The organism is Mesorhizobium sp. WSM4310 (assembly GCF_007003935.1).
Classification (GTDB): Bacteria; Pseudomonadota; Alphaproteobacteria; order Rhizobiales; family Rhizobiaceae; genus Mesorhizobium.
In genome coordinates this window covers 98368-122337 of record NZ_VFTA01000010.1, presented here as the reverse complement: position 1 = coordinate 122337, position 23970 = coordinate 98368, and the positions used below count along the sequence as shown (strand labels likewise).

Sequence of the window (23970 nt, the reverse complement as noted above, 5' to 3'; positions counted from 1 at the left end):
CCTGTTCGCGATCGACAAAGCTCGTCGAAGACTGGATCGTGCCGACACCCCTCCAGGTCCTTTATCCCGGGTTATTGCGGTACCCACGCCACTGGGATATTTTAGCAAGTGGTTAGGTGCGGCATCCATCGTGGGTGCGGCCCTGCCGTTTCGGCAGATCGTGAAGTCTTTAACAGACCAGGAGTCGCAAGCCGTGTCTTGCAGCCGACAGGTCATTAGCAGTTGAGGATGAGCCATGCTGCGATGTTGTGCGTTCGTTGCGGCCCTGATCCTCGCGAGCTTCACGGCGTTCCAGGCTTGTGCCGATCGAAGGGTTGCCCTTGTCATCGGCAATTCCGAATACCGCGAAATTCCGGCCCTCAAGAATCCGGACAAGGATGCCGCGGACGTGTCGAACACCTTCCGGCTGGCCGGATTCGATGTGTTCGTCGCCAAGGACCTCACCAAGATCGAATTCGAAAAGCAGTTCCGCAACTACCTCGCGGCGGCGGACGGCGCCGATCTGGCGATCGTGTACTATTCCGGCCATGGCTTTCAGATCGGCGGTGAAAATTTCCTGATCCCGGTCGATGCATCGCTCAAGAACGCGGCCGACATTGAGGTCCAGGCCGTCAAGCTCGATGATGTGCTGCAGCAGTTGCGAGCGAAATCGAAGATCCAGGTGATCATCCTCGACGCCTGCCGCAACAATCCGTTTCCGCGCAAGGACTATTGGTTGCGAGACCAACTGATCACTGCCGGCGACACCGGCCTTGCGCAGGTGAAAAGTTCGCTGAATACGCTTATTGCCTTCGCCACCGAGCCCGGTGCCGTCGCTTATGACGGAAGTGGCGACCTCAGTCCTTTTTCCTCCGCCTTCTCCCGTCGCGCACTGGCGCCGAACCAGGAGATACGCGCGGTCATGGCCGCCGTCCGCCGGGATGTGGTCGAAGCTACGGCCGGTAAGCAGGTGCCTTGGGAAAACTCATCGCTGATCGACGAGGTCGTCCTCATGCGTCGCGCCAGCCGGCCAGCACTGCCGCCGGTGTTGGAAAAGGTCGTGCCGTCCGGCGTCGGCCCTGTCGCGCTCGACCTGCCGGAGCCGCTGGATGTCGATGGCGGCTCGGTCACCGTCACCATCGAGAGACCGCCGGCGCTGGGGCGTCTGATTTTGGACGGCAAGCCGGTTGCGGCGGGTGAGCCGATCGCCGGCAAGGATCTCCCGCGCTTGCAGATGGACGTGCCCAAGGGGGCCGGCATCCAGGAAGAAGTCGACATGCTGGCCTATGCCACACGCGATGATTGGGGTGGCGAATCCCAAGGCATCCTTGTCTTCCGGGTCAGGAATGGTGAGGGGGACGAGGGCAAGCAACTCGTGGCCTCGCTCGAGTCCGAGCAGAAACAGCAAGCGGTGGAACGCGGCATTCACATTGCCGGCGCCGCCGAAGCCATCGAAAACCGTGACGTCCAGGTTCCAGTCGGTGTCGGCCCAGTTCCGTTGAAGCTGGATTTCCCGACCAAGGATCCGGCGGTCAGCCTGAAACTTGCGAGCTATCCGGCAACCGGGACGCTGTCCCTGCCGGATCGGACCTTGTCTCCGGATTCGAACCTGATGGCCGATGAAGTCGACCGCTTGCGCTACGAACCCCAGATCGGCGCCGTCAAACCACTGATAGTCGGCTTCGAAATCAGGGCTGACAACACCTCGCCAAAGCCGGCGACGATGAAGCTGTCGCCCAGCGTCGAGCCTTGCGACAGGGAGGCCGGTGAGCCACTTGACCTGCAGGGCGTCGTCCCCGGCCTGTTGCCGAACGAGATCAGCAGCAACGCCGTGGACGTCTGCAGGGCGGCGATGAAAGCCTATCCGGACGTCGCTCGCTTCCGCTACGAACTCGGTCGGGCTTTGCTTGCAGTCGGCAAGGTGGACGAGGCCAAGAAGGCAATCCAGGAGGCTGCCGACAAGGGGCACGTTCGCGCCGTGTTCGAGCTTGGCTACCTCAACGCGACGGGAACGGGAATGCCCGTCAATCGCAAGCAGGCCAATACCTTCTACTCCGCGGCGTCCGACAAGGGCGATCCCTATGGGATGACCTCGTGGGGCCGCGCCTTGTTCAACGGCTATGGCGTGGAGCGTGACACCACCAAGGGGCTGGACCTGCTGCTCAAGGCGGCGGCGATGGGGCACACCTATGCAATGAACGATCTCGCAGCGATCTTCACGGAAGGCCGTAATGGTGTGCCTGCCGATCCAGCTCGCGCCGTGGCCTTCCTCAAATCTGGCGTCGCGCGGCAGGACATGTATTCGATGAATCTGCTCGGCCGCAATTATCTTGCCGGCAGGGGAGTCGAGAAGGACCCGAAGACAGCACTCTCGCTCTTCCACAAATCCATGGATCTCGGCCAGCCCTATGCTCCCGGCAGCCTTGCACGCATGTACAGGGACGGTGTCGGCGTGCAGCAGGATCTTGCAGAAGCGCAAAGGTTGTTCGAGTTGGCGACCGACCGTGGCGATCAGTCGGCTGCGTATGATCGCGCGGCCCTTGAGATGCAGAGAGGCGAGAAGGCGGACCAGGCCGTGGCGGTACGCTACCTTGCTTTCGCCGCCGCGCTCGATCTTCGCAACGAAATTCCCGATGCCAGGAACACGCTGGCGAAGTTCGGAGCCAAGGCCAAGACGGCGGCTCTGAAGCAGATGCGTGGGACCCTCAAATCGAAGATTTCGGCGGACGGCTCGTTGGACGATCAACTGGTCAAGACGGCCAGGGCGGTCTGGGAACAAGCCAACCCGCGTCGGGACTTGTTCTGATCAACGAGGAGGCAATGTGGTGGGCTGGGCATTGAAACAGGCAATTGTCGCATCGATCCTATCCGGCCCCCTGGTTGTCGCGGGGTGCACGACCGTGACGCCGAGGGTCGAGCCGACCCCGACGACGATGCACAAGACGAAAGTCGTTCGCACGACGACCGCGCCAAACGTCTTTAGCCGGAAGGGCGGCGGCAGCGGTAGCGGGGGCACCGGGGGCGGATCGGGCGGTTGGGGATGAGCGCCCGATAGAAGTCAATTCCGCCCACGCATGACAGGTTGACGTTACGTGTCGAGGCGGACTCGAACCGCTCGCCAAGCAAGGGCAAGTGCTCTATGCTGCCATCTCCTGCGGTATCGAGATAGGTTGTCCTGGCGGGGCGTTCCATGTTCGAAGTCGTCGCATTCTGTCAAACAATGCGAGCGAAGGCCGGAGCCTTTGGTTTGGTCCTTGCCGCGCTGCTGGCTTTGCTGGTCTTCCAACCGCACGCCGCCAACGCCGCGCCGAACTGGACGCTCGATCCTGACGCCTCGGTGCTCACCTATCAGTCGGTCAAGAAGAACACGATCGTCGAGACCAACAAGATCAGGAACATCACCGGCACGCTCAGCGCTGCGGGTGACGCCAAGGTCAGCTTCGATCTCAATTCCGTCGACACCGGCGTCGACCTGCGCAATGTGCGCATGCGCTTCCTGTTCTTCGAAACATTCAAGTATCCGACGGCCGAGCTGACGGCGAAGGTGGACCCGGCGGCCTTTGCCGACTTGCCGGCCAAACGCCGGATCAAGGCAAGCTTGCCGTTCCGGCTGAGCCTGCACGGCGTCGATAAGGATCTGGAGGCGAGCGTCGTCGTAACCATGATCAGCGACACTCAGGTTTCTGTCGCGTCAGAGGCTCCCGTCGCGGTGCATGTCGAGGATTTCGGCCTGCTGCCGAACGTCGACAAGCTGCAGCAGGCCGCCAATGTGACGAACATCGTACCCACCGCCTCAGTGTCCTTCGACTTCGTCTTCGTCGCCGACGGCAGCAAGCCGGCCGCGGTGCAGACGGTCGCTGCCGGGACCGCCGATGTCGGTCCCGTGGCCACCGACGCGGCGAAGGCCAATTTCAGCGACGAGGAGTGCCTCAACCGGTTTGCCGTGTTGTCGCGCACCGGCGCCATCTACTTTCGTCCGGCCAGCGCCCGGCTCGATGCCAAGAGCCGTCCGCTGCTCACCGAAGTCGAAGGTGTCGTCGGCAAATGCCCGACCTTGAAGGTGGAGGTCTCCGGCTATACGGACTCGGACGGCTCGCCCGAGGCCAACAAGGCGCTCTCCGAACGGCGCGCGCAGGCGGTTGCCGATGCGTTGGTCGCCGGTGGCGTGCCGCGTCAGCAGATCACTGCCGCCGGCCATGGCGAGGAGAGCCCGGTTGCCGCCAACGACACGCCGAAGAACAAGGCGCTCAACCGGCGGATCGAGTTCTCCGCCATGAAGCTCGCGAACTGAGGTCGGGGTGGGTTCCCGTACAATGGCCTTTTGCGCCGTCTTGCTTCGCGGCGCCGGCCTTGTCGCGCTTGTCCTGCTTTTGACCTTGACGGCCGCCAGTGCCGAGCGCCGTATCGCGCTGGTGCTCGGCAACTCGCAATATCAGCACGCAGCGCCGCTCGCCAATCCTGCACGCGATGCCCAAGCGATGGCCGATCGCCTGCAGAACCTTGGTTTCGAGGTGATATCCGGCTTCGACCTCACCAAGCAGCAGACGCAGGCCACGGTCGCCCAGTTCGCCAAGCAGGTGCGCGGCGCCGATGTGGCGCTTTTCTTCTATGCCGGCCATGGCCTGCAGGTTTCAGGCAAGAACTATCTGCTTCCGGTGGATGCCGCGCTCGAGGACGAGACCTCGCTCGACTTCGAGGCCGTGTCGGTCGATTTCATTTTGCGTCAGATGTCTCGCGAGACCAGCATAAGGCTGGTGTTTTTGGACGCATGCCGGGACAATCCTCTGGCCGAGGTGCTGGCAAAGACCGCCGGCGTCAAGGGTGCAAGCAGCGGCCTTGCGGAAATTCCGATCGAGAATGGCGGCGCCGGAACGCTCGTCGCCTTTGCCGCCAGTCCCAACCAGCTCGCCTATGACGGGTCCGGCGATCACTCGCCCTTCACGACGGCATTGCTTCAGCACATTGGGGAATCCAATGTCTCCATCACCGAAGCGATGAACAGGGTGACCAGCGACGTCTTCAAGGCGACCGCCGGCAAGCAACGCCCCTGGATCAATGTTTCCTTGACCACCGAGGTCGTCCTGCACAAGGTCGATCTCAAGGCGCCGTTGATCGTCGGCGAGGCGAGCCCCCCGAAATCTGAAGCCGGATCCGAGACGCGCAACACCGGCGCTTCGCCAGGCCAGAATGCCGACCAGCTTGCGCTTGATACGCTGCGTGCGAAAATCCCGAAGCTGGCTACAGACGGTCCTATCCTTTTCGATCGTCCCGTGAAGTTCGGCGACCCCGCGATCGACGGCAAGAGCATCGCCCAACTTATCAAGAGCGAACCGCTTTTCAGTCCGGTGGAAGGCCTCGACAAATCGGTCTGGCAAGGCAAGCACTGCAACAACTGCCATGAGTGGAATGAGGTCCGGCTTTGCGAGCAGGCGAAAAATTTCGCCGCCAACGACGTCTCGGTCCTGCGCCTGCAGCATCCGCTCGGTACCCGCTTCAAGGTCGCGCTGGCCAGATGGGCGCAAGGCGGCTGCCAATAATGCCGGCCTGATACCAGCGATGACGGGCAGCGATCGGCGAATGCCGTTACGCCGCCATCTCCGCCATCTGGATGCCCATTTCGACAAAGGCCGAAAGCACGGAAAACCGGTCCGCCAGCGAGGCGCGGGCCAGCCCGGCCAGAATTCCGGCATTCACGGCATGGGCGGCAGGAAATCCGGTCGACACCATGTCGAGGGTCGGGTCACGCCATACTGCTGCCAGAGCGATCCAGGCGGCCGGCGTCGCCGGCGGCAGGTCCAGGGAATTGCTCAAGACTGCCTGATGGTGGGGATTGTCAGGTTCGCCGACGCGGTCGTGGACAAGCGCCAGCAATTCGAGATCCCGGTCCGCGAGGAGCTCGGCGAGATTGCTCAGGCATTCATGCCCCCACCAGACGGCGGCTCGCTCGGGCAGCAGGTAGGCACAGAACGTGACTGCTTCTTCCGGCACGCGCCCGGCAAGCAAGGCCCGGCAAAAATCAAGCGGCGGCTGGCCGGTGGCCAGCGATTTCATGTCCCTGGCGATGGCGGGACAAGCGAGAAACAGATCCCGTGCCGTTCTGTATCCGAATTCATTGGCCATGGCTGCCGCACCCCAAGAACCACCAGAATAGCACTCAAGCCTGTGGCCGAGCGCCGGTCAAGCGTCAGTCGTTGGCAGGGGGCGGCCAAGGGGGGCTTGCGTTTGTTCACAGACAATCGCTTGCCGATTTGATATGATGCGCCAGCGAAATCCTCTTGGACAGGAGTGACGGTCATGCGATGGGGCAGTTCAGCCTTGGCATTGGCGGCCATGCTTCTTGCAACGCACGCCTTTGCCGATCCGCTTCAGAAATCGGAAGACATCGTCAAGTTCTTCGCCGGACAGCCCGGCAATCTGGGTGCCGCGCGCGGCATCTGCGTCGGCACGGAGGAAGAGTGCAAGAGCAAGGCCGAGAAGACTGGCTCGGCTGCACAAAAGACCGGTCTCGACATGATGATCAATTTCGCCCTTGATTCCGCGCAACTCGACCAGACGGCGCGTACCGAACTCGACGAGTTCGCCAAGGCGCTGAAGGACAATCGGCTGAGCACGTTCAGCTTTGTCGTTGAAGGTCATACCGATGCAACCGGCCCGGATCGCTACAACCAGGACCTGTCGCAGCGGAGGGCCCAGTCGGTGGCGGCTTTCCTCGAAGCGAACGGCGTAGAACCTGCCAGGCTTGAAGCAATCGGCCTTGGCAAGTCGCACCCGCGTGTCGCCAATCCATACGATCCGGTCAACCGGCGCGTGGAAATGCGCATCAGGACGGAGTAGGCGGTCGCCGCCAGGCCGATCCGTCGACAGCGATAGCGGCAAAAGGGAACTCGTCCAGCGCGGGTTCCCTTTGACTGGCCATGATCAATATCTCATCGCGCCGCCGATCACGACGCCGCTGCCGAAAATCAGCGCCTTGGTCAGGAAGTCATTGTTGTCTCTCCGGCGCGGCTCGTCGCGCATCACAATCTCCCTGTTGCGCCAGCGCTCGACGATCTGCTGTCTTCGCGGTTTCCGCTGCGCCACCGGTTTCAGCGTGCGGGTCTTCTGCACGACCTGTTTCTTCGGTGGTGCGGCGCGGACCTGGTCGGCGGCCGAGGTACGAACGGCCGAGCCGGCACTCGCGTCCGCATCGCTCGTGTCGAGCGCCGCGACCTGCTTGCCCGCCTTGGGGGCCTTCAGCTGGTCGATGTCGAGCCTTGCCACCGTGGCGAAGGGGCCGCTCGGGAACTGGTCGAGATAGGCCTCGTAATAGGGAATGGCATTCTTCTTCGAAGCCTCGTCCCAAAGCCGCTGCTCGACCTCCCAGGACGGCGGATCGCTGGCCAACGGCGCGGGGGCAGGCGAGGCCGTCGTCCCGGCTGCATCGGCGATCGGCGCCCCCGCGGCTTGTGCCGACGGCTTGCCAAGGAAAACCTCGCGTCCCAGCGATGCGTTGTGCCATGGGCGCTGCCGGCCTTGCGTTGCTTCCGTCACGTCGCCGCGCACGCGCGTCAGCGCGCTCTGAATCTCGACACCGGGTTCGGTCAGGTGCTTGGCCAACGCCAGCGAGTAGGGGCTGTCTAAGCCGTCACCGTCGAAAGCGATAGCGCCGGGATCGGTTGCGTAAGCGATCAGGACACCGCCGGTGCCGACGCCGTCCGCCTTTGCATCCACCGGCGCGAGGCCGGCGCCAAGCGAGCGGCTCTTGGGCAGAGCCGCAGCCAGGGTACGACCCAGCGGATTGTCGCGGCAGGCATCGAGAATGATGATGCCAACAGCGGGATCGGCAGGCAGCGCCGCCATGAACTCGTCGATCTGAACCGTGCGGGTCTTGAGATAGGCGGGCGAGGTCAGATCGGCATCGACCGGTATGAGATAGTTCTTGCCGTCGACCTGCATGCCGTGGCCGGCGTAGAAGATGACCGCGAGGTCGGCGTTGTAGGATTCTTCGGTGAATTTGCTGATCAGGCCATGCATGCCGGCATTGTCCTGGTCGACGCCTTCGATCACGTCGAAGCCGGCGTTGCGCAGCGTCGACGCAATCAAGTGGGCGTCGTTCGCCGGGTTGGGCAAGGCGACGGCGTTGACATATTTGCTGTTGCCGATGACCAGCGCGACACGCTTGCCCCCGGCCGTTGCGGCCTGGACGCCGAAGGCGGCAAGGATGGAAAGGACAACTCCGCTCAAAAGGATGGCAAACAGTTTCATGGATCAGCCCTCCGGCCCATCGGGGCACGCTATCGATCTCTGCGCATGCTCATTTCGTCAGCCATAAGTCGCTTCTGCCAAAATGGCTCTCAGGCTTGTGTAGCCCCGACGACGGCTTAGGTTCACCGAATGCACCTGGCCTCAGCAAATATTTGCCGGTGTCAAAACCGATCGAGCCGGCGATCGTGCCGCCCTTGAGCCGGGACGGTCCAATTCTTTGTTTTGACGCAATTCCCGAGGGCAAGCGCTACGCGCTCTTCCCGGGAAAACCGTTCACACTATTCCTGGAATTGCTCAGCCCGGCTCAAGCATCTCTTGGATTGAATTGAGCAACGCGGTTATCGCCTGCTTGTACTTCTCGAACTCCGGCGACGTCTGCCGGACCTCGGTCGTGGTTGTCGCCGGCTGGCTCTGATCGGTCGCCACGCGCGGCACTTTCTGCCCCATTTTCCGCTCGGCCCAATCGATGACGTAGCCGACGGTCTTGCCGGTCAGGAACGGATTGGCCTGGATCACGGCTGCGCCCAGAACGGCGGTCAATTGCGACGAGCCGGACGCGGCCAGCACCTGGTGCGCTCCTTCCATGCCAAGGAAGTGGCAGAGATAAAGACGCCCGGCGGTAATCTGGTGGCCGCGGGCGCGCAGATAGGCCTCCCCTTCGCGCGCCAGGTTGCGCACCATTTCGCGCGACAGCGTCGCGTCATAGCGAAGCGCGAGCAGGTCGGCGGTCGAAAGCGATCGGGCAAGGTCGGGACGATAGGTATTCATCATCCGGATCCAGGTCTTGGTGATGAACTGGCCGGCGCCGGTTGCCGACGAGTTGGGATTCTTGGCACGGGCGCTGCCGCCGCTTTCGACATGGACGATCCGGTCGGTCAGCGTCTCGACCGCGGAATCGCCGGGCCCGCCGGAACTGACGGAAACGGCGGTGGCGACCGTGGTGACTGTCCCGAGCGGGTCGATCGCCTCGCCGTTCTCGTAGAGCTCGAAATGCAGATGCGGGCCGGTCGAAAGCCCCGTGGTGCCGATGTAGCCAATGACGTCGCCGGCCTTCACCTTGGTGCCGACGCCGCTTGCGATGGCGAATTTTTGCATGTGCGCGTAGCGCGTCTCGCGGCCGTTGGCATGCGCGATCTTGACCAGATTGCCATAGCTGCCGCCATCGCCCTGGAAGGAAATCTCGCCGTCGAAGGCGGCCATGACCGGCGCCCCGACCGGAGCCGCCCAGTCGACACCCTTGTGGATCCGAACCGTCCCGAGGATCGGATGCTTGCGCGGGCCGAAGGTCGACGTCATCACCCCGGCGACCGGCGTGACCATGCCGTTGGTGACGTTCAGCGAGCGGACCTGATCATCGCCGGTCACGCAGGCGTATTGGCCGTCGCTTTGCTGGAAGACGAAGCAGTCGAGGTTCTTGTCCTTACCCAGGACACCGACGTAAAGCACCCGTCCGGAGATCTCGCCCTGGTCGCGCGGCGTCTGCGAGTAGATCATCACCAGGCGCTGGTCCTCGCTGGCGAAAGCGTCGAGATCCTGTCCCCTCGACAGATACATGATCGCTTCGCCGATCACGCTGGTCGGCACCTTGTTGCGGGCCGCGGTCGAGTAGATCGCGTCGAGCAGGCGGTACTGCCGCTTGGGCCCGCCCTGGTCCGAGGCACCGGAATAGTTGAAGAGGTCCTCGCGAACCCAGGGGTCGACGCCGGAAACGAAGGCGCCCGCCGTGTTGCGCGTCAGCGTGCCGACATAGACGTTCCTGGCGTAGACCGAGACCTGCATCAGCGACATGGTGGTCGTCTCGCGGTTCGGCCGGAAGCCGCGCATGGCGACCACAAAACCGGCCTCGAGCCCGTCGCGCTTGAACACCGCCTTCAGCGCCTCGCCGGCAAGCCTGGCGTCGTCCGCGGAGAAATGCGCGTCGAGCGCCACGCTATCCAGGCTGCGGTCGTTGAGGATTTTCACGAAAGTGTCCTCTGTCGCCGCGAAGCGCTGATATTCGCTGGTGACCGTGGCGACGGTGGTGTTGTTTTCGATCGCGGTTTTCTTGAAGGCGGGGAGCGCTGCCTCGCCCTGGTCGATGGTCTCGCCCCAGCCGGCCTCGGGGTCGTCCGCGTCGGCCTTGGGCGCCGAGCCGGCGGGGATCTCGCCCTCGTCCGGCGGCGCCTGCAGGTCGTTTGCCAGATCGCCCGGTTGGTCGTTGGGCGCCGCAGCAGGTGCGGGCGAGGTCGGCTGCTGATCGTCAGGCGCTGCGGTTGAAGACTTCGCAGCAGTCTGCCGCTGCGCCTTGAAGAAGGCAAAATCCTCCTGCGTCGACGGGATCGTCGTCATGAACTTCTCGCTGGCACTCAGCATCACGTCGGACAGAATCTCGATCTGCGGCGAGGCCCCGGAACTGTCGAGTTCGGCCGGGCGCGCAACCGTGTGGCCCTTCGTGGCGGTGTCCGCGTCGGGCGCCAGCGTGATCCACATCGGGTCACCGGCAAGGTCGATGATGGCAGGCACATAGACCGAGGCGTCGGGCGGCACGTCTTCCATGCCTTCGACGGGATGCAGTTCCTCGTCCTCGTCGCCGAACGACCAGTTGTCCTTGGTAAGATAGAAGCCGGTGGCGATCGCGATGACGGTGAGCGTTGCAACGCCTGCAAGAACGCGGCGCCAGAGTTTGCGTCTGCGCTCGGCCAGGCGCGCCAGTCTCTTTTGTTTGAAGCTCGTGTCGATGCTGTGCGTCACGGGCTGTTTCCGGTCAGGAAATAGGTCCAGCGCACCTGCTCCAGCGTATCGACCTCGACGAAACGCGCCGCGATATGACCGCGCTGCCAGCACTCCTCGATGCCACGGATGGAAAAGCGGCGCCGATCGACGCACATCTCGGTCGATCCGTTGAGGATCGCATGGCCGAACACGTCGGTCGCGTAGAGGTAGATGTAGCGGTTGGCCAGTTCCTCGCGGATGACGTTCACGCACTGGTTGGCGCCGATGGTCCACCAGCCGTCGGTCTGGTCGGCATTGTCGACCTTCTGTCCGACGGCGAGGTTGACGACGTCGAGCGTCTGGTTGCAGACGGTGAATTCGGCATGCGCGCTGTTAGTCGAGAAGATAACGAGCAGCGCCGCGCCGGACAGCGCGGAGAATGCCAAGCGGCCGGAGAAATCCGCCAACAATCGAAGCCAGCTAGGCTTTGCGTGTGACGAAGGCCGGCAAAATGAATGCGAGGGGCGAAGGTCCATCGGCGTTCATATCTATCCGCCGAGCCGGAAATACTTGGCGGTGGCGGAGAACTGCGAGCCGTCGGCGCCGATCTCCTCGAGGATCTTTGGCAAAAGCTCGGAGACCGGCGTCGGTTTCGAGAACATCGCGGCCTGGATGTCCTTCGGCCCGGCGATCACCAGCATGATCTGCGGCAGGGGTTTGCCGGCCGACTTGTCGGCGGCGCCTAGACCGATCGGGATGTTGAAGGTCGCCTTGTCGGTCTGCGCCACGATGCGATCATCGAGGTTGAAGGCGATGCCCCTGTGGTCGATTAGCATGACGTTGGAAACCAGCCCGCCACGCGTTACCAGCGTGCCACTGATCGGCGCGCCATCCGGCACCGATGTCCGGTCGAGAACGAGCTGCGGACTTTCCACACGGTTCCGGTCGAGGACGCGCAGGAAGTTGGTCACTTCACACTGAGGCTGCTCGATAAGATGGACATTGATGTCCGGCTCGAGATGGAACCTCGAGCGAAAATCGTTGAGCATCTGCTCGAAGGGCTGCACGGCTGTCGCGAGGCCTTCGATGGCCGCGGAGCTGGCGGTTTGCGATGTCAGCGACGCATAGAAACAGTCGCCGCCGCTGAAGTCGCGCACCCACGAGGCGCGTTGCGCCGCCTCGTCGACCGGCTTTCCCGGTGGAACCGCCGGCTTTGGCACATCGATCGCGACTTCGGTGTCGGGCCGTGTGGTTGCCGGTGGCTGTGGTTGCTGCGACGGCTGCGCCATCTGTGTCGGCTCTGATGGCGAGGTTGGTGGTATCGGCTGGCTGGCCGTCGGGGGCGGGGCAGCCGGTTTCGCCGGCGGGCTGGCCGGCTGCGTCGGCAACCGGCTTTCAGAGGCCGGCGGCGAGGAAGCCCCCGGCCTGGCCAGCTTGGAAAGGATCTCGACCAGGTCCGTTGCACTGGGTTCTGTCGCCGGCGGATTTGCCTGCTGCGCCGGCTTTCTCCCTGCCTCCGCCTGGCTTGGCGCGGACGTCTTCGGCGGGTTCGCGGTCGGTTCCTGGGCAGGCTTGGTCTCGACCGGGGGCTCTTGCGCCTGACTGTTGTCCGTGGTTTCGGGCTGGGCCGCAGGCGGCGCTGGCTTGCCGACGGGGGGCGCTACCGGCGCCTGCTCGGCGGGTTGCCGTGCTTCCGTTGCCGGCGGCGCCTCGGGCCTGGTGGTCGGCATGGGGGTGTCGGTAGGCTTGGCCGGCTCCGGTTTCTGCTCGCCCGCGGCGTCCGCCTGGTTCTCGGCCGGCATCGGAGGCTTCACCTGTGCATCCGGCAGGGCAGGTGGGTTCACCGTCTCGATGGTGGCGGCATTGTCGGATTTTGAAGGCTCTGGCTGAGGCTGCACCGGCGGCTGAGGGTTCGATTCATCCGGCTGCGGCGTTTGAGCCACCGGCTTGGGGGCTTCAACACCGGATTTGGGCACTGGCTTCGGTGTCAGCGGCTTGAGTTTCTCTTCGGCCGGCGGAGGCGCCAGGACGCCGCTGAAGTAAAGGCCGCCGCCCAGCAGGACCGCCAGCGTCACGAGGCCGCCGGCGACGGCCGGCATCCGCGACGGTTTTCGCGGCGCAGCCGGCATGGGCGTGCTGGCCGGCGCGGGCGCTGGGGCAGGCCGGGGTTGTGACAGGTGCGCCGGTCGCACATGCTCAACAAAGTGTTTTTCGCCCGCCGAGGCCGAAGGCTGCGGCCCGGACTCGGCCAGCGCCGTCCAGCCGGCGCGCGGCAAGCCCGCGCGGTCACGCGGACCATACGATGCCGGCGGCAATGTCGCGTCGACATCCTCGCCACGCGTTGCCCTGGCGATCTCGGCCATGCTGGCCGGCCGATCGCGCGGATCCGGCTGCAGCATCGCGGCAATGAGTTCTTGGAAATCGGGGTCGATGTCAGACAGGTCCGGCACGGTCCGGCGTTTCTCGATCACCTCATATTGCGAGCCGCTCATATCGAGCGGCTTTCCGCGCAATGCCGCGGCGAGCACCAGTCCGAGGCTATAGATATCGGACTGCTCGCTGACCTCGCCGCCATAGAGACCGAGCTGTTCGGGCGAAACGTAATTGTATTTGCCGGCGAACTTCCCGCCGATCAGCGTTTCACCGCCTACGGCGGCCGACCGGGCGATGCCGAAATCGATGATCTTGGCGCTTTCCACCCGCCCGCCAGGCAGGATGATGTTGTCCGGCGAGAGGTCGCGGTGAACCGCGCCCGCCTGGTGCACCGCGGCGAGCCCCGAAGCCAGGCGATGACAAAGCCGCCGCACTTCTCCCCCCGGCATCGCTCCGCGACGCATCACGTCGAATAGTGATTGGCCGTCCACGAACTCCATCGCCAGATAGGGGCGGCCGATCCTCGGATCGATGGTGAAGACGTGATAGCGCACCACCGCGTCATGCGACAGGTGGTTGAGGATCGACGCTTCCTTGCGGAACAGCGACAGGATCGTCTGATCGCGGGCGAATTCGGGCAGTACGATCTTGATCGCCACATGGTCGCCGGTTTGGATATTGTGGCCGCGATAGACTTCTCCCATGCCGCCGGAGGCGATCCTCTCGTCGAGTTCGTAAATGCCGCTGAGCTGCGTGCCGACGCCGGCATAGATGTCGTTCGTCGATATCCGGGTCTTGTCCTCGTCGCTCATCTCGCCAGGCTCTCCGCTCCGGACCGATCCGAATGGAGCGCGCCGTTGCGCCCGCCGCCGATCTTCACGAGTACGATGGTCACATTGTCGGTTCCGCCGCGCGCCAGCACCGTCTCCAGCAGGCTTCGGCACGCCGCCTGCGGCGTTGCGGATATCACCGCGGCTTCGATCTCGGCGTCGCTGACATGCGCCGTCAGTCCGTCGGTGCTCAGGACGAAAACATCGCCCGGCATCAGCTCGCCCTGCTGGAAATCGATCTCGAGCTCATCGCTGACGCCGACCGCATGGGTGATGACATGGCGGCGCGGCCAGGTAAGCGCTTCCTCCGCGCTGATCATGCCGCGGTCCAGCAGTTCCTGGACCTCGGTGTGATCCTTCGAGACCTGAAAGATCACACCGTTGCGGACCAGATAGATGCGGCTGTCGCCGGCCCACAAGCAGGCGAAGCGTCCGTCCATTGCAAGCAAGGCCGCGAAGGTGGAGCCGATGGTGATGCCGCGCGATCGCGAGATGTCGCGGATCTCGGAATTGGCGCGGCTCAGCCGGTCTTCGAAGCGCGCGCGAAGGTCCGGCGCCGAGCTCGCAATGCCGATCGTCGCCAGATGATCGACGATGCTGGCCGATGCGACCTCGCCGGCCTCGTGCCCGCCCATGCCGTCGGCCACCACCCACAGGCCGGTCTGCGGCTCTATCAGGTAGTTGTCCTCATTGTGGTCGCGCACGCAGCCCTTATGGCTTACGCCGAAGCTTTCGATGGGAAGGACGACAGAGCTCAATTTGCCACCAAGCGCTTCGCGAGCGTCCTCTGTGACCAATCATGGGCGGCGTGCCCAGGCCACTTTGCCACAAGCGCATACGTTAGAGTACCGAAATGAGGGCTGCGGCCGGCGGCGCGCTGGAACACAGCCATGTCAGAACGCCTTTGGACAGCTGAAGCCGGCCAGGGCCGGCAGCAGGAATGGATTGGCCCCCGGTCCGGTCTGCATCGTGTAAGCGACGTCTCGTCCGCCGATCACGAAGCGGGCTTCGGTGTTGGCGCCATTGGCGGTGATGGTCGCCTTGTCCAACAGACGCTTGAAGGCCCACGGTCCTTCGAATTTGAGAGCTGAGTCGCGGCCCGGCATTTCCGGCATCAGGCTAAGGCTGGCGGAACCAGAGGCCGTGCTGGTTGGCCAGGTCACGGTGCTTGGCGCGCTCCCGGCCTGACTGCTCTGGACGGTCTGTCCGTCAATGTCGAGAACCGCGTTATCAGCGTCGCTGTTCAGCGAAAAAGGCGTGATGGTGATCGAAACCGACGGCACCGAGCCACCGGATGGGAAGAAGGCGCTGCGGATTTCGGCGGCCGACTGAAATGATTTCAAGGTCGACTTCGCCAGGTCGCGGCTGGAGCGGACATCCTGTCTCCAGGTCCATTCCTGGCCGGTCATGTCGATCAGCGGCGCAAGGTTCTGTGCGAAGAAGCGGTCCATCAGCCCGCCCGGCGCGAAAAGCTTGGCGAAATCCGCTATCGGGATCTCTCCGGTGCCGTCACTGGCAAAGGGATAGCGACCGTTGACCGCCTCCTCGCAGGCTCGTGTGACCGTCTGGTCGAGGTTCTGGTTGAGGTTGGCCACCGAGGCTTGCGCGACATTGCCTTCGAACTCGTCCGCTGCCGCGTTGACCATGCGCGCAAGCGGCTTCGGAAGACGCGAGGCATTGGCGCGCAGCGTGGAGATCTGCAACTGCAGGTTGGCATTGACGCGTTCGGTCTGTGAAGGGACATCGGCCGAAAGCTTGAGGCTTTGAAAGATGTCGCGGAAATTCCGTGTCAAGGCATCGAGCGGCCGCCGTCCACTGGGGCCGCTGACCAGGGCCTGGAACGGTCGAAACTGTGCCTCGACGCTCGCGCCGGCATTCTGTGTGACGGTCGAGCCCAATCCGGCTCGGCTCTGCGACTTGCCGCCGGCGATCTGCAGGCCGATGCGTGCCAGACCTTTGGCCACGCCGGCGGGGTCTTCCTGCGCCGCGCTGCTCTCGCCCTCGGCCGCGGTGTCCTGCTTCGTCAATGCGGTCTCATCGGCGATCGCGGTGAACAGCTGATCGAGAGGCGAGTCCGGCGCGGCGAGGGCGGAAAGCGCGAGATATTGCGGCTTGTCCTTGAGCAACGCCTTGAACTTGAGCTGGTCGAGCACGCGGTTCCATGCGGAGGAGAATTCCTTGCCGTAGCGGTCGATCAGTTCGGAACCGAGCTTGGGCAGGTCCTGGTCGATGCCACCCTGTTCGCCGCCTCCGCCGAGCACCCACCGGTCGTTGACGAGCATTTGCGCGATGCGCGAGAGCTGCGGCAGGAAGAAGCGGTTGAAGCCGGCGCGCGTGTAAAGCCCGGGAACGTTGAGATCGGTGAGGTCGCTGCCATCCATGCGTTCGAACAGCAGCTGCGCCTCGGGGCCGGCTTTCGCGGCGACGGAGAGGTCCTCCAGCCTTGCGGCATAGACCGCCGACCTGATCAGCGCCGAAGCGCGGTCGGCAAGGCTCATGCGCCCAAGCGAGCGTTGCGCGGCCTCGATCAGTGGCTGGTTGAGTTCAAAGACGGGATCGTAGGCGTCGTCGAGCGCGAGCATCGCGTGCAGATGCTTTTCGAGCTGCGCGCGGCCCTCGCGGTTGTTCTCGCCGGGATAGCGGTTCTCTTCCCAATCCTGCCTCATCCAGGAGACGATCAACTCGTCATCGACCTTCGGAGCCTTGCCGCCCAGCATCAGGTAGATCTTCAGCGGTTCGTAGAGCGCGATCGGATCGGCCATCCTGGCCTGGATGGTGCGCTCGGCCTGCACCAGCAGCCGGGAGCGGAATGTCCGCTCGAGCGCTTGCCGGTAGGCGGTCCTGGAGGCCGACAGCAGCCTCTCGCGCTGGCTGAGCCCGAACGTCTCCTCGATCGGCTTTGCCTGGTCGCCGTTCTCGAAGCCGGCCGGCAGGTTGCGCAGCTGGTCGAGCGGGCCGATGACGTTTTCGAGGTCGACGTCGGTCACCGTCGTGCTCTTGAGCAGCGAATCGGCGCTGTCGCGATACTGTGCCATCGCCTGCCTGGTTGAGGCGATCAGCGACTTGTTGGCGAAGAAGCTGAGGCCAAGCACGCCGAGAGCCGCCAAGGCCGCCAGCGCAATGGCGGCGAGACCGCCAAATCTCGCGAGCCTGGCGCGCCGTTCGGCCACCCGGTCGAAGGATACCCAGCCCGATTCCGGGAAGATCACATTGGTCAGCAGATCGTGCAGGAAGAAGCTCTTGCCGGTGCCGGAAAGATGCGCCTGCGAGGTGCTGCCGAAGCTGCGGCCGATCGTGCCCAGCACCTGGTCGAACGGGGTTCCTTCCTGAGTACCAGAGGAGAAATAGAGACCCCGCAGGCTGACATTGACATGCGATCGAGAGGCATCGAACAAGCTGCCGATAAAATGCGCTATCCGGTTCCCCAGCGCAGCGAACTGCGCCGGGAAGCCGAAGATGGCGATGCGCGCCACCGGGTCGGCCTCCTCCTGCAAGCGATCGACGACTTCTTCCGCCAAGCGCTTCGCCAGCCGGTCGAGTTCGGCCGGCGCCTCGCCGGCCATGTTCCTTGTGCGATCGGCGGTCTGGAACGTCGCGCCCCACACCTTGCGCCTGCGCGCTTCGTCGAATTGGCCGAAATAATCCAAGAAGCCGGAAACGAGATCGGACTTGGTGAAAAGCAGATAGACGGGAAACTGGATCTTCAGCGTCTCGTGCAATTCGCGCAGGCGGCTTCTTATCTCGGTCACATGCGCCTCGATATGCCGGTCGTCGAGGCCGATGAGATCGGCGAGGCTGATGGCCAGGATCACGCCGTTGATCGGTTGCCTTACGCGGTTTTTCTTGAGCAATCCGAGGAAAGCAAGCCAGCTTGCCTTGTCGCGCTCGCGGTCCGATTCCTGCGTCGTGTAGCGGCCGGCCGTGTCGATCAGCACCGCCTCATCGGTAAACCACCAGTCGCATGACCGCGTGCCGCCGACGCCGGCGACCGGCTGGGCATTGCCGGAGCCCGCAAGCGGAAATTTCAGCCCGGAATTGACCAGAGCCGTCGTCTTGCCGGCGCCTGGCGGGCCGATGATGATGTACCAGGGAATATCATAGAGGAAGTTGCGCTTGCCGCTCGTCCGCTTCAGCGTCGCGATGGCCTCGCTCATGCGCGCTTCGAGCAGCTGTGCATCGTCGTTGCGCTCGTCGCTGCGCACGATGGCCGCTTCGAGCGCCTTTTGCGCCTTGCGCCTTTGCCAGAAGCCGATGCCGTAGAACAACGCCAGCACGGCCACCGTCACGCCGACGATGACCGCCCTGAGCCATACGGATCCGAGTGGGCGGGTATCGGCGAAGCGGATCAGCGGTCCGGCATACCAGACGGCGGCCGAGAAGCCGGCCAGGGCCAGCACGCTGAATATCCGCAGCAGCCAGCGCATCAGTTGCCGTTCTCCGCCGATCCGGTCTGCAAGGTCTCCTGTTTCGGGATCATCACGTCGACGCGGCGGTTCTTGGCGCGGCCGTCCGCCGTCGCGTTGTCGGCGATGGGTTCGTCTTCGCCCTTGCCGTCCACGCTCAGACGCGATGGATCCTTCAATTGCCTGGCGATCATCGCCTGCACGGCCTTCGCGCGGGCGACCGAGAGATCGAAGTTCGATTTGAACGCGCTCGACTTCTTCGGCTTCACATTGTCGGTGTGGCCGACGATCTCGATCGGTCCGGCTTCGGCGTCTAGGGCCGTGGCGATATTGGCCGCGATCGGCTGGAACTGTGCCTTCAACTCAGCCTGGCCGGATGCGAACAGAAGCTGGTTGCTGATCTCGACAACAATGAAGTCGCCCTTCGTGCCGACGTTCAGTCCGCCGGCGGCGATGTCCTGGGCGAGTGCCGCGCGGATGCGGTCGATCTGCGTGGTGTCCGGGGGAGCGGGTGGCGGCGGTTTGGCTTGCACCGGTTCGGCGGGTGCCGCCACGCTGGCGCGTTCAATGGTGAGAGGGGTCGAAGGATTGAGCGCCAGCAGCGCGCCGGCGGTTGCATCGCCTTCATCGGTGATCAGGATCCGCAGCCCAAAGAAGGCCGCCGTCACCAGCGTCGCCGCAGCGGCTGCGATCGCCCACAAAGGCAGCCGCCCCCCTGGCCTGGCCATCGCCGCCGCCATGCCTTGCCACCGGGGCGAAATGTCCTCGGCGGCGCGCGGCCTGAAATAGCGCAGCGTGTCGTAGACGTCGCGCCGGACGCGCTCGAGTGCGTTGCGTTCGCCGGACAATCCCCGATACTGGCCTTCGAACCCCAGCGACAGGCAGGCATGCATCAATTCGAGCAGGTCGTAATGCGCTTCAGGCTTGGCGAGGATATTGTTCAGCGCTTCATAGAAGCCGGTTCCTGTCGGTCGTATGTGGAAGAACTGCACCACCAGACTGTGCTGAAGCCAGGTTTCCTTGTTTGGCCAGGGCAGGTTGCCGACCAGATCGTCGGCGGTTTCGCAAAGCGCAAATTTCGCGATCCGTGCGTCTTCTTCCCCGATGCCGGCTTTGGCCATGGTGTGGTCGAAGGTCTCGATGGCGTCTGCGATATGCGCCGCCAAGGCTGCGGCTTGCCGTTCGACCGGTATCAGTCGCAGCTGACCGAACAGCATGAGCAAGGGGGCTGCGGCGGCAAGGATAGGATTTGGCGCGGCATACTTCACGCCAGCGGTGGCGTCGAGCAAGGCGTCCTGCCGCAACGCCGGTGCCGCCGCGGGCTCAGCCCCGTGGCCGGCTTCCTGAACAACCACGGTTCCGGACGACCAGCCGGGGGGCATTTGCCGGCCGAGGCCGGGGTCGAACACTGTCGATTCCCTGGCGGGTGATGGCGCACCGGAACTATCGGGAGCCACGCGCGGCTTTTGCCTTGGCCGTGGCGCGCGGATGACGGTTTTGTCCGGCGGCTCGGAGGGATCGTCCTTCGAGCTCATCGGCGCGCCACCGTCGAGGTGCGCGTACCAGGCTGGGTATCAACAGCGAGCCGGATGGAAAGACTGATCTTGCCGAAACATGACATTCCTGCACACGCCCCAAGCCACGCCGCTTTGCCAGCCAGGCAAGCACCCATGCGCTATCCTAGTCGCACCGCAAGCCGATTGAAATCGGAAAGCAGGATGATCAAGGAAGCGGCTTCTTCCAGGGGGCCCTCACACAGCCCGTAAGAGCGTTGCCGACGACATTTGCCGAGCGCGGCTATTTCTGCTTGCCAGCCTTGGCGTAGGCTTCGGCGAAATAGGCGAGGAAGACATCCAGCATGCCGTTTTCGTGCTTGTCCTCCATCGTCCGCCACGTTGCGACGAGCGCGTCCCAGGCCTGGCTTTTCCTGGACGAAAAGGACGCAGGCGGGATTCTTTTGGCGATCGCCTCCGGCGACAGGTCGTCGAGCAGCCTCGAGAGCGCGGCCTGCATGGCGGCGTAGGTTGCGATTTCGTGGGTCTTCAGGTCGCGGAACGCATCCTCGATGCTGTGCCTGGCATCGAGATAGCCGGCCCGGCGCTTGGCAAACATGATCTCGAGTATGTCGTCGGTGCCCGGCACGAATTTCAGCGGGTTGTTGTCCTCGGCGCCGATCATGGTGCGGTGCGCGCTTTTGGCGAGCACCTTGGCGGCCGCCCGCGCCTTGAGCAGCAAGGACAGTTGCTCGACCGTGGTTCTCAGCACCGCACCGATCTCGGCAGCGACGTCATGCGGGTCGCGCGACTGCAACAGCTCCGGCGACAAGCCGGCCGCCCTGGCGATATCGCGCAGTATCCCGTCCGCTTCCGCCGACTGCTTGGCCGGAACAGCGGGGGTGGACTGCAGCGCCGAAGACACCGGCGCCGCCTCGGCCGGGCGCTGCCCCGCTGGATTGTGGAATGGCGCACTGCCAGGTTCCAGCGGCCTTCCCGTCGTGGGCGGCAACTCGCGTTGCGTTGAACCGGTCCTGGCTTGCGGATGCCCGGTGGCGACGCGCTCTTCGTCGACCGAAACGGCGACGACATAACGGCCGATCAGCAGCCGGTCGCCTTGGGTCAGCCGATGCGGCGCATTCATGCGCTGGCTGGAGCCGTTGACGAAAGTGCCGTTGCGCGAGACGTCATGAAGCCAGAACGAGCCCGCCTGATAGTGGACTTCGCAATGCCGGCCCGAGATGAACTTGTCGGGGTCGGTAAGTGTCCAGTCGCAATTTTCGCGCCCGATTTCGAAGCTGCGGTCGCGGGCGGCATAGCTGGTCGCTATGCCTGGCGGCAGTCTGTCAACATTGCTGATCTGGAGCGAAATGAACATTCGACGCCACTGGCAAACCTGAAATCCCAGGCATTCTAGCATCTTGCCAGCGCAGTGGGAGAGGTGCGCCTCACATGAATGCACGCCACGGTTTAGACATTGCTTCTGTTTGGCCTCCATCAAACATATGCTAGGCTTGCTTCGGTCCGATGCGGTGAATTCGAAAACCTCCCGAGCGTGATGCAGTTTACGGAGCGGGGGCTTCAATCCATCACACTGACGGCCGCGTCGAGGAGGGGCACGCCCCATGCCGAACGAACGTGCCACGGTAGTACACACGCCGGTTGGCGCCGATGTGCTGACCTTCACCCATCTCGTCGGTCGTGACGAGATCAGCCGAAGTTTTGCCTATACCGTCGGGTTCGTCAGCAAGAGCCGCGACGTCGATCCGCTGAAGATGCTGGGCGGCGTCGTTTCGGTCGAAGGTGAATCCGATCCAAAGCGTTGGTTCAGCGGCCTAGTGTCGGATTTCAAGCTGACGCGCATAGAGGACCGGCTGGCCTATTACGAGGCCACCGTGAGGCCATGGCTCTGGTTCCTCGGCAACACCACCGATTGCCGCATTTTCCAGAACATGACCGCTGTGGAGATCGTCGAAAAGATCTTTTCGAAATACGGCATCGCAAAATTCGAGAAGCGGCTGCAGGGCTCCTACCCATCGCGTGAATACTGTGTCCAGTATGACGAGAGTGATCTCGATTTCGTGCAGCGGTTGTTCGAGCACGAAGGCATTTTCTATTTCTTCGAGCATGATGAGGACAAGCACACGCTCGTGCTGTGCGATGCGATGAGCAAGCTGAAGCCGGCTCCAGGCTACGAGAAGGTGCTTTATAATTTCGAGGGCTATGGCTCGCGACGCGACGTCGAATACATCACCGAATGGATCCCGGGCAGTGCGGTGCGGCCAGGCGCCTATGCCCATACGGACTATGACTTCGAGAAGCCCGGCGCCGATCTGATGGCGAAGTCCGCCCAGCCCTTCAGCCACAAGGAGGCTTCGGGCGAAAACTACCGCCAGCCCGGAGCGCATCTCGATGTCGGGCGCGGCGACACGATCGCCGGAATCCGCCGCGAGGAACTTCAGGCAGTGCATCATCGCAACACCGCCGTCGGTACGGCGCGCGGCCTTTTTTCCGGCTGCAAGTTCACGCTCGAAAGTTTTCCGCGCGACGACCAGAATACGGAATATCTGGTTGTAAGCGCCGAATACCGCCTGTTCGATCCGGGCTACCGGACCCAGAACGAGGCCCATAGCGAGAATTTCAAGGTGGTGCTGGGCGTAGCGCCGACGAAATTGCCCTATCGGCCACCGCGCATCACGCCCAGACCGATCATGCGCGGTCCGCAGACGGCAACGGTGGTTGGCCCTTCGGGCGAGGAGATATTCACCGACAAATACGCGCGGGTGAAGGTGCAATTCCACTGGGACCGCCTCGGCAAGAAGGACCAGAACTCGTCCTGCTTCGTGCGCGTGTCCCAGACCTGGGCCGGCAGCGGCTGGGGCTTCATCCAGATCCCGCGCATCGGCCAGGAGGTCATCGTCGATTTCATCGAGGGCGATCCGGACCTGCCGATCATCACCGGCCGCGTCTACAATGCCTCCGAGATGCCGCCTTACGCGCTGCCGGGCAACGCCACGCAATCGGGCTGGAAGTCCAATTCCTCGAAAGGCGGCGGCGGTTACAACGAGCTGATGTTCGAGGACAAGGCCGGTTCCGAACTGGTCAATTTCCAGGCGCAGAAGGACCACCATCTGCTGATCAAGCACGACCGCAACAAGACGGTACAGCACGACCAGTCCGACCGCATCGACCATGACGCCAAGCACTCGGTCGGCCATAACCTCGACGAGGACGTCGGCAACAACAAGACAGTCAAGGTCGGCGTCGACCAGACGACGAACATCGGGTCGAACGATACGGAGACGGTGGGCAAGAACCGGTCGCTGACGGTAATCGCGAACGAGACGATCCACGTCGTCGCCAATTCGACGGAAAACATCGACGCCAACCACTCGCAGACCGTCGGCGTAGTCCAAACCGTCACCGTCAAGGCTGCGCGTTTCGACACCGTCGGCGCCGCCGAGACCCGCAGCGTTGCCGGCGTTCAGACCAACAGCATCGGCGCGACCCGCTCCGTCAGCGTGACGCTGGGGCAGAGCCATGACATTGGGGCCAAGGACGACTGGAGCGTCACGTCGGACCAGACGGTGAAGGTCGGCGGGGACCAGACCTTCAATGTGACTGGAGCGCACATTACGGAGGTCGGCAAGGGGCGCACCTCCAAGGTCGCCGAGGACGATGTGACCAACGTCAACGGTTCGCGTTCGCTCAACATCGCCAAGGGCAGCCTTGTCGATGTCAAGGAAGGTAGCGAAATCAAGGTCGGCAAAACGCTGGTAATCGAGGCCGGCGATTCCATCGCCATCAAATGCGGCTCCGCCGCGATCTCGATGAAAAGCGATGGCACCATCTCGATCGAAGGCAAGGACATATCGGTGGTCGGGTCGGGCAAGATCAACATCAAGGCTTCGAGCAATGTCTCCGTCAAGGGGACCGAGATTGAGCACAATTGAGGGT

At 63.5% G+C, this 23970-nt stretch carries 14 protein-coding genes; 5 read left to right on the top strand and 9 right to left on the bottom strand.

Annotated elements, in window-relative coordinates; translation table 11 throughout:
• Nucleotides 1-235 precede the first annotated feature (235 nt).
• The 3 genes from FJV80_RS13665 (at nt 236) to FJV80_RS13650 (ending at nt 5516) form a co-directional block, all read left to right on the top strand.
• On the top strand, nt 236-2785 hold the full coding sequence (locus FJV80_RS13665; RefSeq protein WP_142876645.1) for a caspase family protein: 2550 nt from the start codon (nt 236-238) through the stop codon (nt 2783-2785).
• A gap of 441 nt (nt 2786-3226) precedes the next feature.
• Nucleotides 3227-4270, top strand: coding sequence for an OmpA family protein (locus FJV80_RS13655; protein WP_246688961.1), 1044 nt, complete (start codon nt 3227-3229; stop codon nt 4268-4270).
• Between the two features lie 7 nt (nt 4271-4277).
• A complete protein-coding gene (locus FJV80_RS13650; RefSeq protein WP_246688960.1) occupies nt 4278-5516 on the top strand; it encodes a caspase domain-containing protein in 1239 nt (412 codons plus the stop codon).
• 46 nt (nt 5517-5562) lie between these two features.
• Here the strand turns inward: FJV80_RS13650 and FJV80_RS13645 are convergent, their stop codons facing one another.
• Nucleotides 5563-6099 carry a hypothetical protein gene (locus FJV80_RS13645; protein ID WP_142876641.1) on the bottom strand — a complete coding sequence of 179 codons (537 nt, stop codon included), beginning with the start codon at nt 6097-6099 and terminating at the stop codon, nt 5563-5565.
• A gap of 210 nt (nt 6100-6309) precedes the next feature.
• Between FJV80_RS13645 and FJV80_RS13640 the strand changes: the two genes are divergently transcribed.
• Nucleotides 6310-6813, top strand: coding sequence for an OmpA family protein (locus FJV80_RS13640; protein ID WP_095775034.1), 504 nt, complete (start codon nt 6310-6312; stop codon nt 6811-6813).
• Nucleotides 6814-6897: 84 nt separating this feature from the next.
• On the opposite strand, the gene FJV80_RS13635 is transcribed toward FJV80_RS13640, so the two are convergent.
• The 8 genes from FJV80_RS13635 to tagH form a co-directional block, all read right to left on the bottom strand.
• Entirely contained in the window at nt 6898-8223 is a 1326-nt protein-coding gene (locus FJV80_RS13635) for a caspase domain-containing protein (RefSeq protein WP_095775033.1), read from the bottom strand.
• A gap of 294 nt (nt 8224-8517) precedes the next feature.
• Complete coding sequence (locus FJV80_RS13630) at nt 8518-10953, bottom strand: M23 family metallopeptidase (RefSeq protein ID WP_142876640.1); 2436 nt, start codon at nt 10951-10953, stop codon at nt 8518-8520.
• Complete coding sequence (locus tag FJV80_RS13625) at nt 10950-11360, bottom strand: DUF1036 domain-containing protein (protein ID WP_246688959.1); 411 nt, start codon at nt 11358-11360, stop codon at nt 10950-10952. Before FJV80_RS13625 ends, FJV80_RS13630 begins: the two co-directional genes overlap by 4 nt.
• Nucleotides 11361-11462: 102 nt before the next feature.
• Complete coding sequence (locus FJV80_RS13620; RefSeq protein ID WP_142876639.1) at nt 11463-14099, bottom strand: serine/threonine-protein kinase; 2637 nt, start codon at nt 14097-14099, stop codon at nt 11463-11465.
• Nucleotides 14096-14875, bottom strand: coding sequence for a PP2C family serine/threonine-protein phosphatase (locus tag FJV80_RS13615; protein ID WP_095793321.1), 780 nt, complete (start codon nt 14873-14875; stop codon nt 14096-14098). The genes FJV80_RS13620 and FJV80_RS13615 overlap by 4 nt, the downstream gene beginning before the upstream one ends.
• A gap of 135 nt (nt 14876-15010) precedes the next feature.
• Nucleotides 15011-18541: a type VI secretion system membrane subunit TssM gene (tssM, locus tag FJV80_RS13610; RefSeq protein ID WP_185975204.1), complete on the bottom strand. Its 3531-nt coding sequence runs from the start codon at nt 18539-18541 to the stop codon at nt 15011-15013.
• Nucleotides 18541-20055 carry a type VI secretion system protein TssL, long form gene (gene tssL / locus FJV80_RS13605; protein WP_142876637.1) on the bottom strand — a complete coding sequence of 505 codons (1515 nt, stop codon included), beginning with the start codon at nt 20053-20055 and terminating at the stop codon, nt 18541-18543. Before tssL ends, tssM begins: the two co-directional genes overlap by 1 nt.
• 262 nt (nt 20056-20317) lie before the next feature.
• Nucleotides 20318-21391 (bottom strand): type VI secretion system-associated FHA domain protein TagH, encoded by a 1074-nt coding sequence (gene tagH / locus FJV80_RS13600; protein WP_142876636.1) that lies wholly within the window; start codon nt 21389-21391, stop codon nt 20318-20320.
• Nucleotides 21392-21638: 247 nt separating this feature from the next.
• On the opposite strand from tagH, the gene tssI reads away from it, so the two are divergent.
• A complete protein-coding gene (tssI, locus tag FJV80_RS13595; RefSeq protein ID WP_142876635.1) occupies nt 21639-23966 on the top strand; it encodes a type VI secretion system tip protein VgrG in 2328 nt (775 codons plus the stop codon).
• The last annotated feature ends 4 nt before the right edge of the window (nt 23967-23970 follow it).

Excerpts from the sequence above, each read along its gene's own strand:
- FJV80_RS13635 (WP_095775033.1), bottom strand. The coding sequence starts at position 8,223 with ATGAAACTGTTTGCCATCCTTTTGAGCGGAGTTGTCCTTTCCATCCTT.
- tssM (WP_185975204.1), bottom strand. The coding sequence starts at position 18,541 with ATGCGCTGGCTGCTGCGGATATTCAGCGTGCTGGCCCTGGCCGGCTTC.
- tssL (WP_142876637.1), bottom strand. The coding sequence starts at position 20,055 with ATGAGCTCGAAGGACGATCCCTCCGAGCCGCCGGACAAAACCGTCATC.
- FJV80_RS13665 (WP_142876645.1), top strand. The coding sequence starts at position 236 with ATGCTGCGATGTTGTGCGTTCGTTGCGGCCCTGATCCTCGCGAGCTTC.
- FJV80_RS13620 (WP_142876639.1), bottom strand. The coding sequence starts at position 14,099 with ATGAGCGACGAGGACAAGACCCGGATATCGACGAACGACATCTATGCC.
- FJV80_RS13640 (WP_095775034.1), top strand. The coding sequence starts at position 6,310 with ATGCTTCTTGCAACGCACGCCTTTGCCGATCCGCTTCAGAAATCGGAA.
- FJV80_RS13645 (WP_142876641.1), bottom strand. The coding sequence starts at position 6,099 with ATGGCCAATGAATTCGGATACAGAACGGCACGGGATCTGTTTCTCGCT.
- tagH (WP_142876636.1), bottom strand. The coding sequence starts at position 21,391 with ATGTTCATTTCGCTCCAGATCAGCAATGTTGACAGACTGCCGCCAGGC.
- tssI (WP_142876635.1), top strand. The coding sequence starts at position 21,639 with ATGCCGAACGAACGTGCCACGGTAGTACACACGCCGGTTGGCGCCGAT.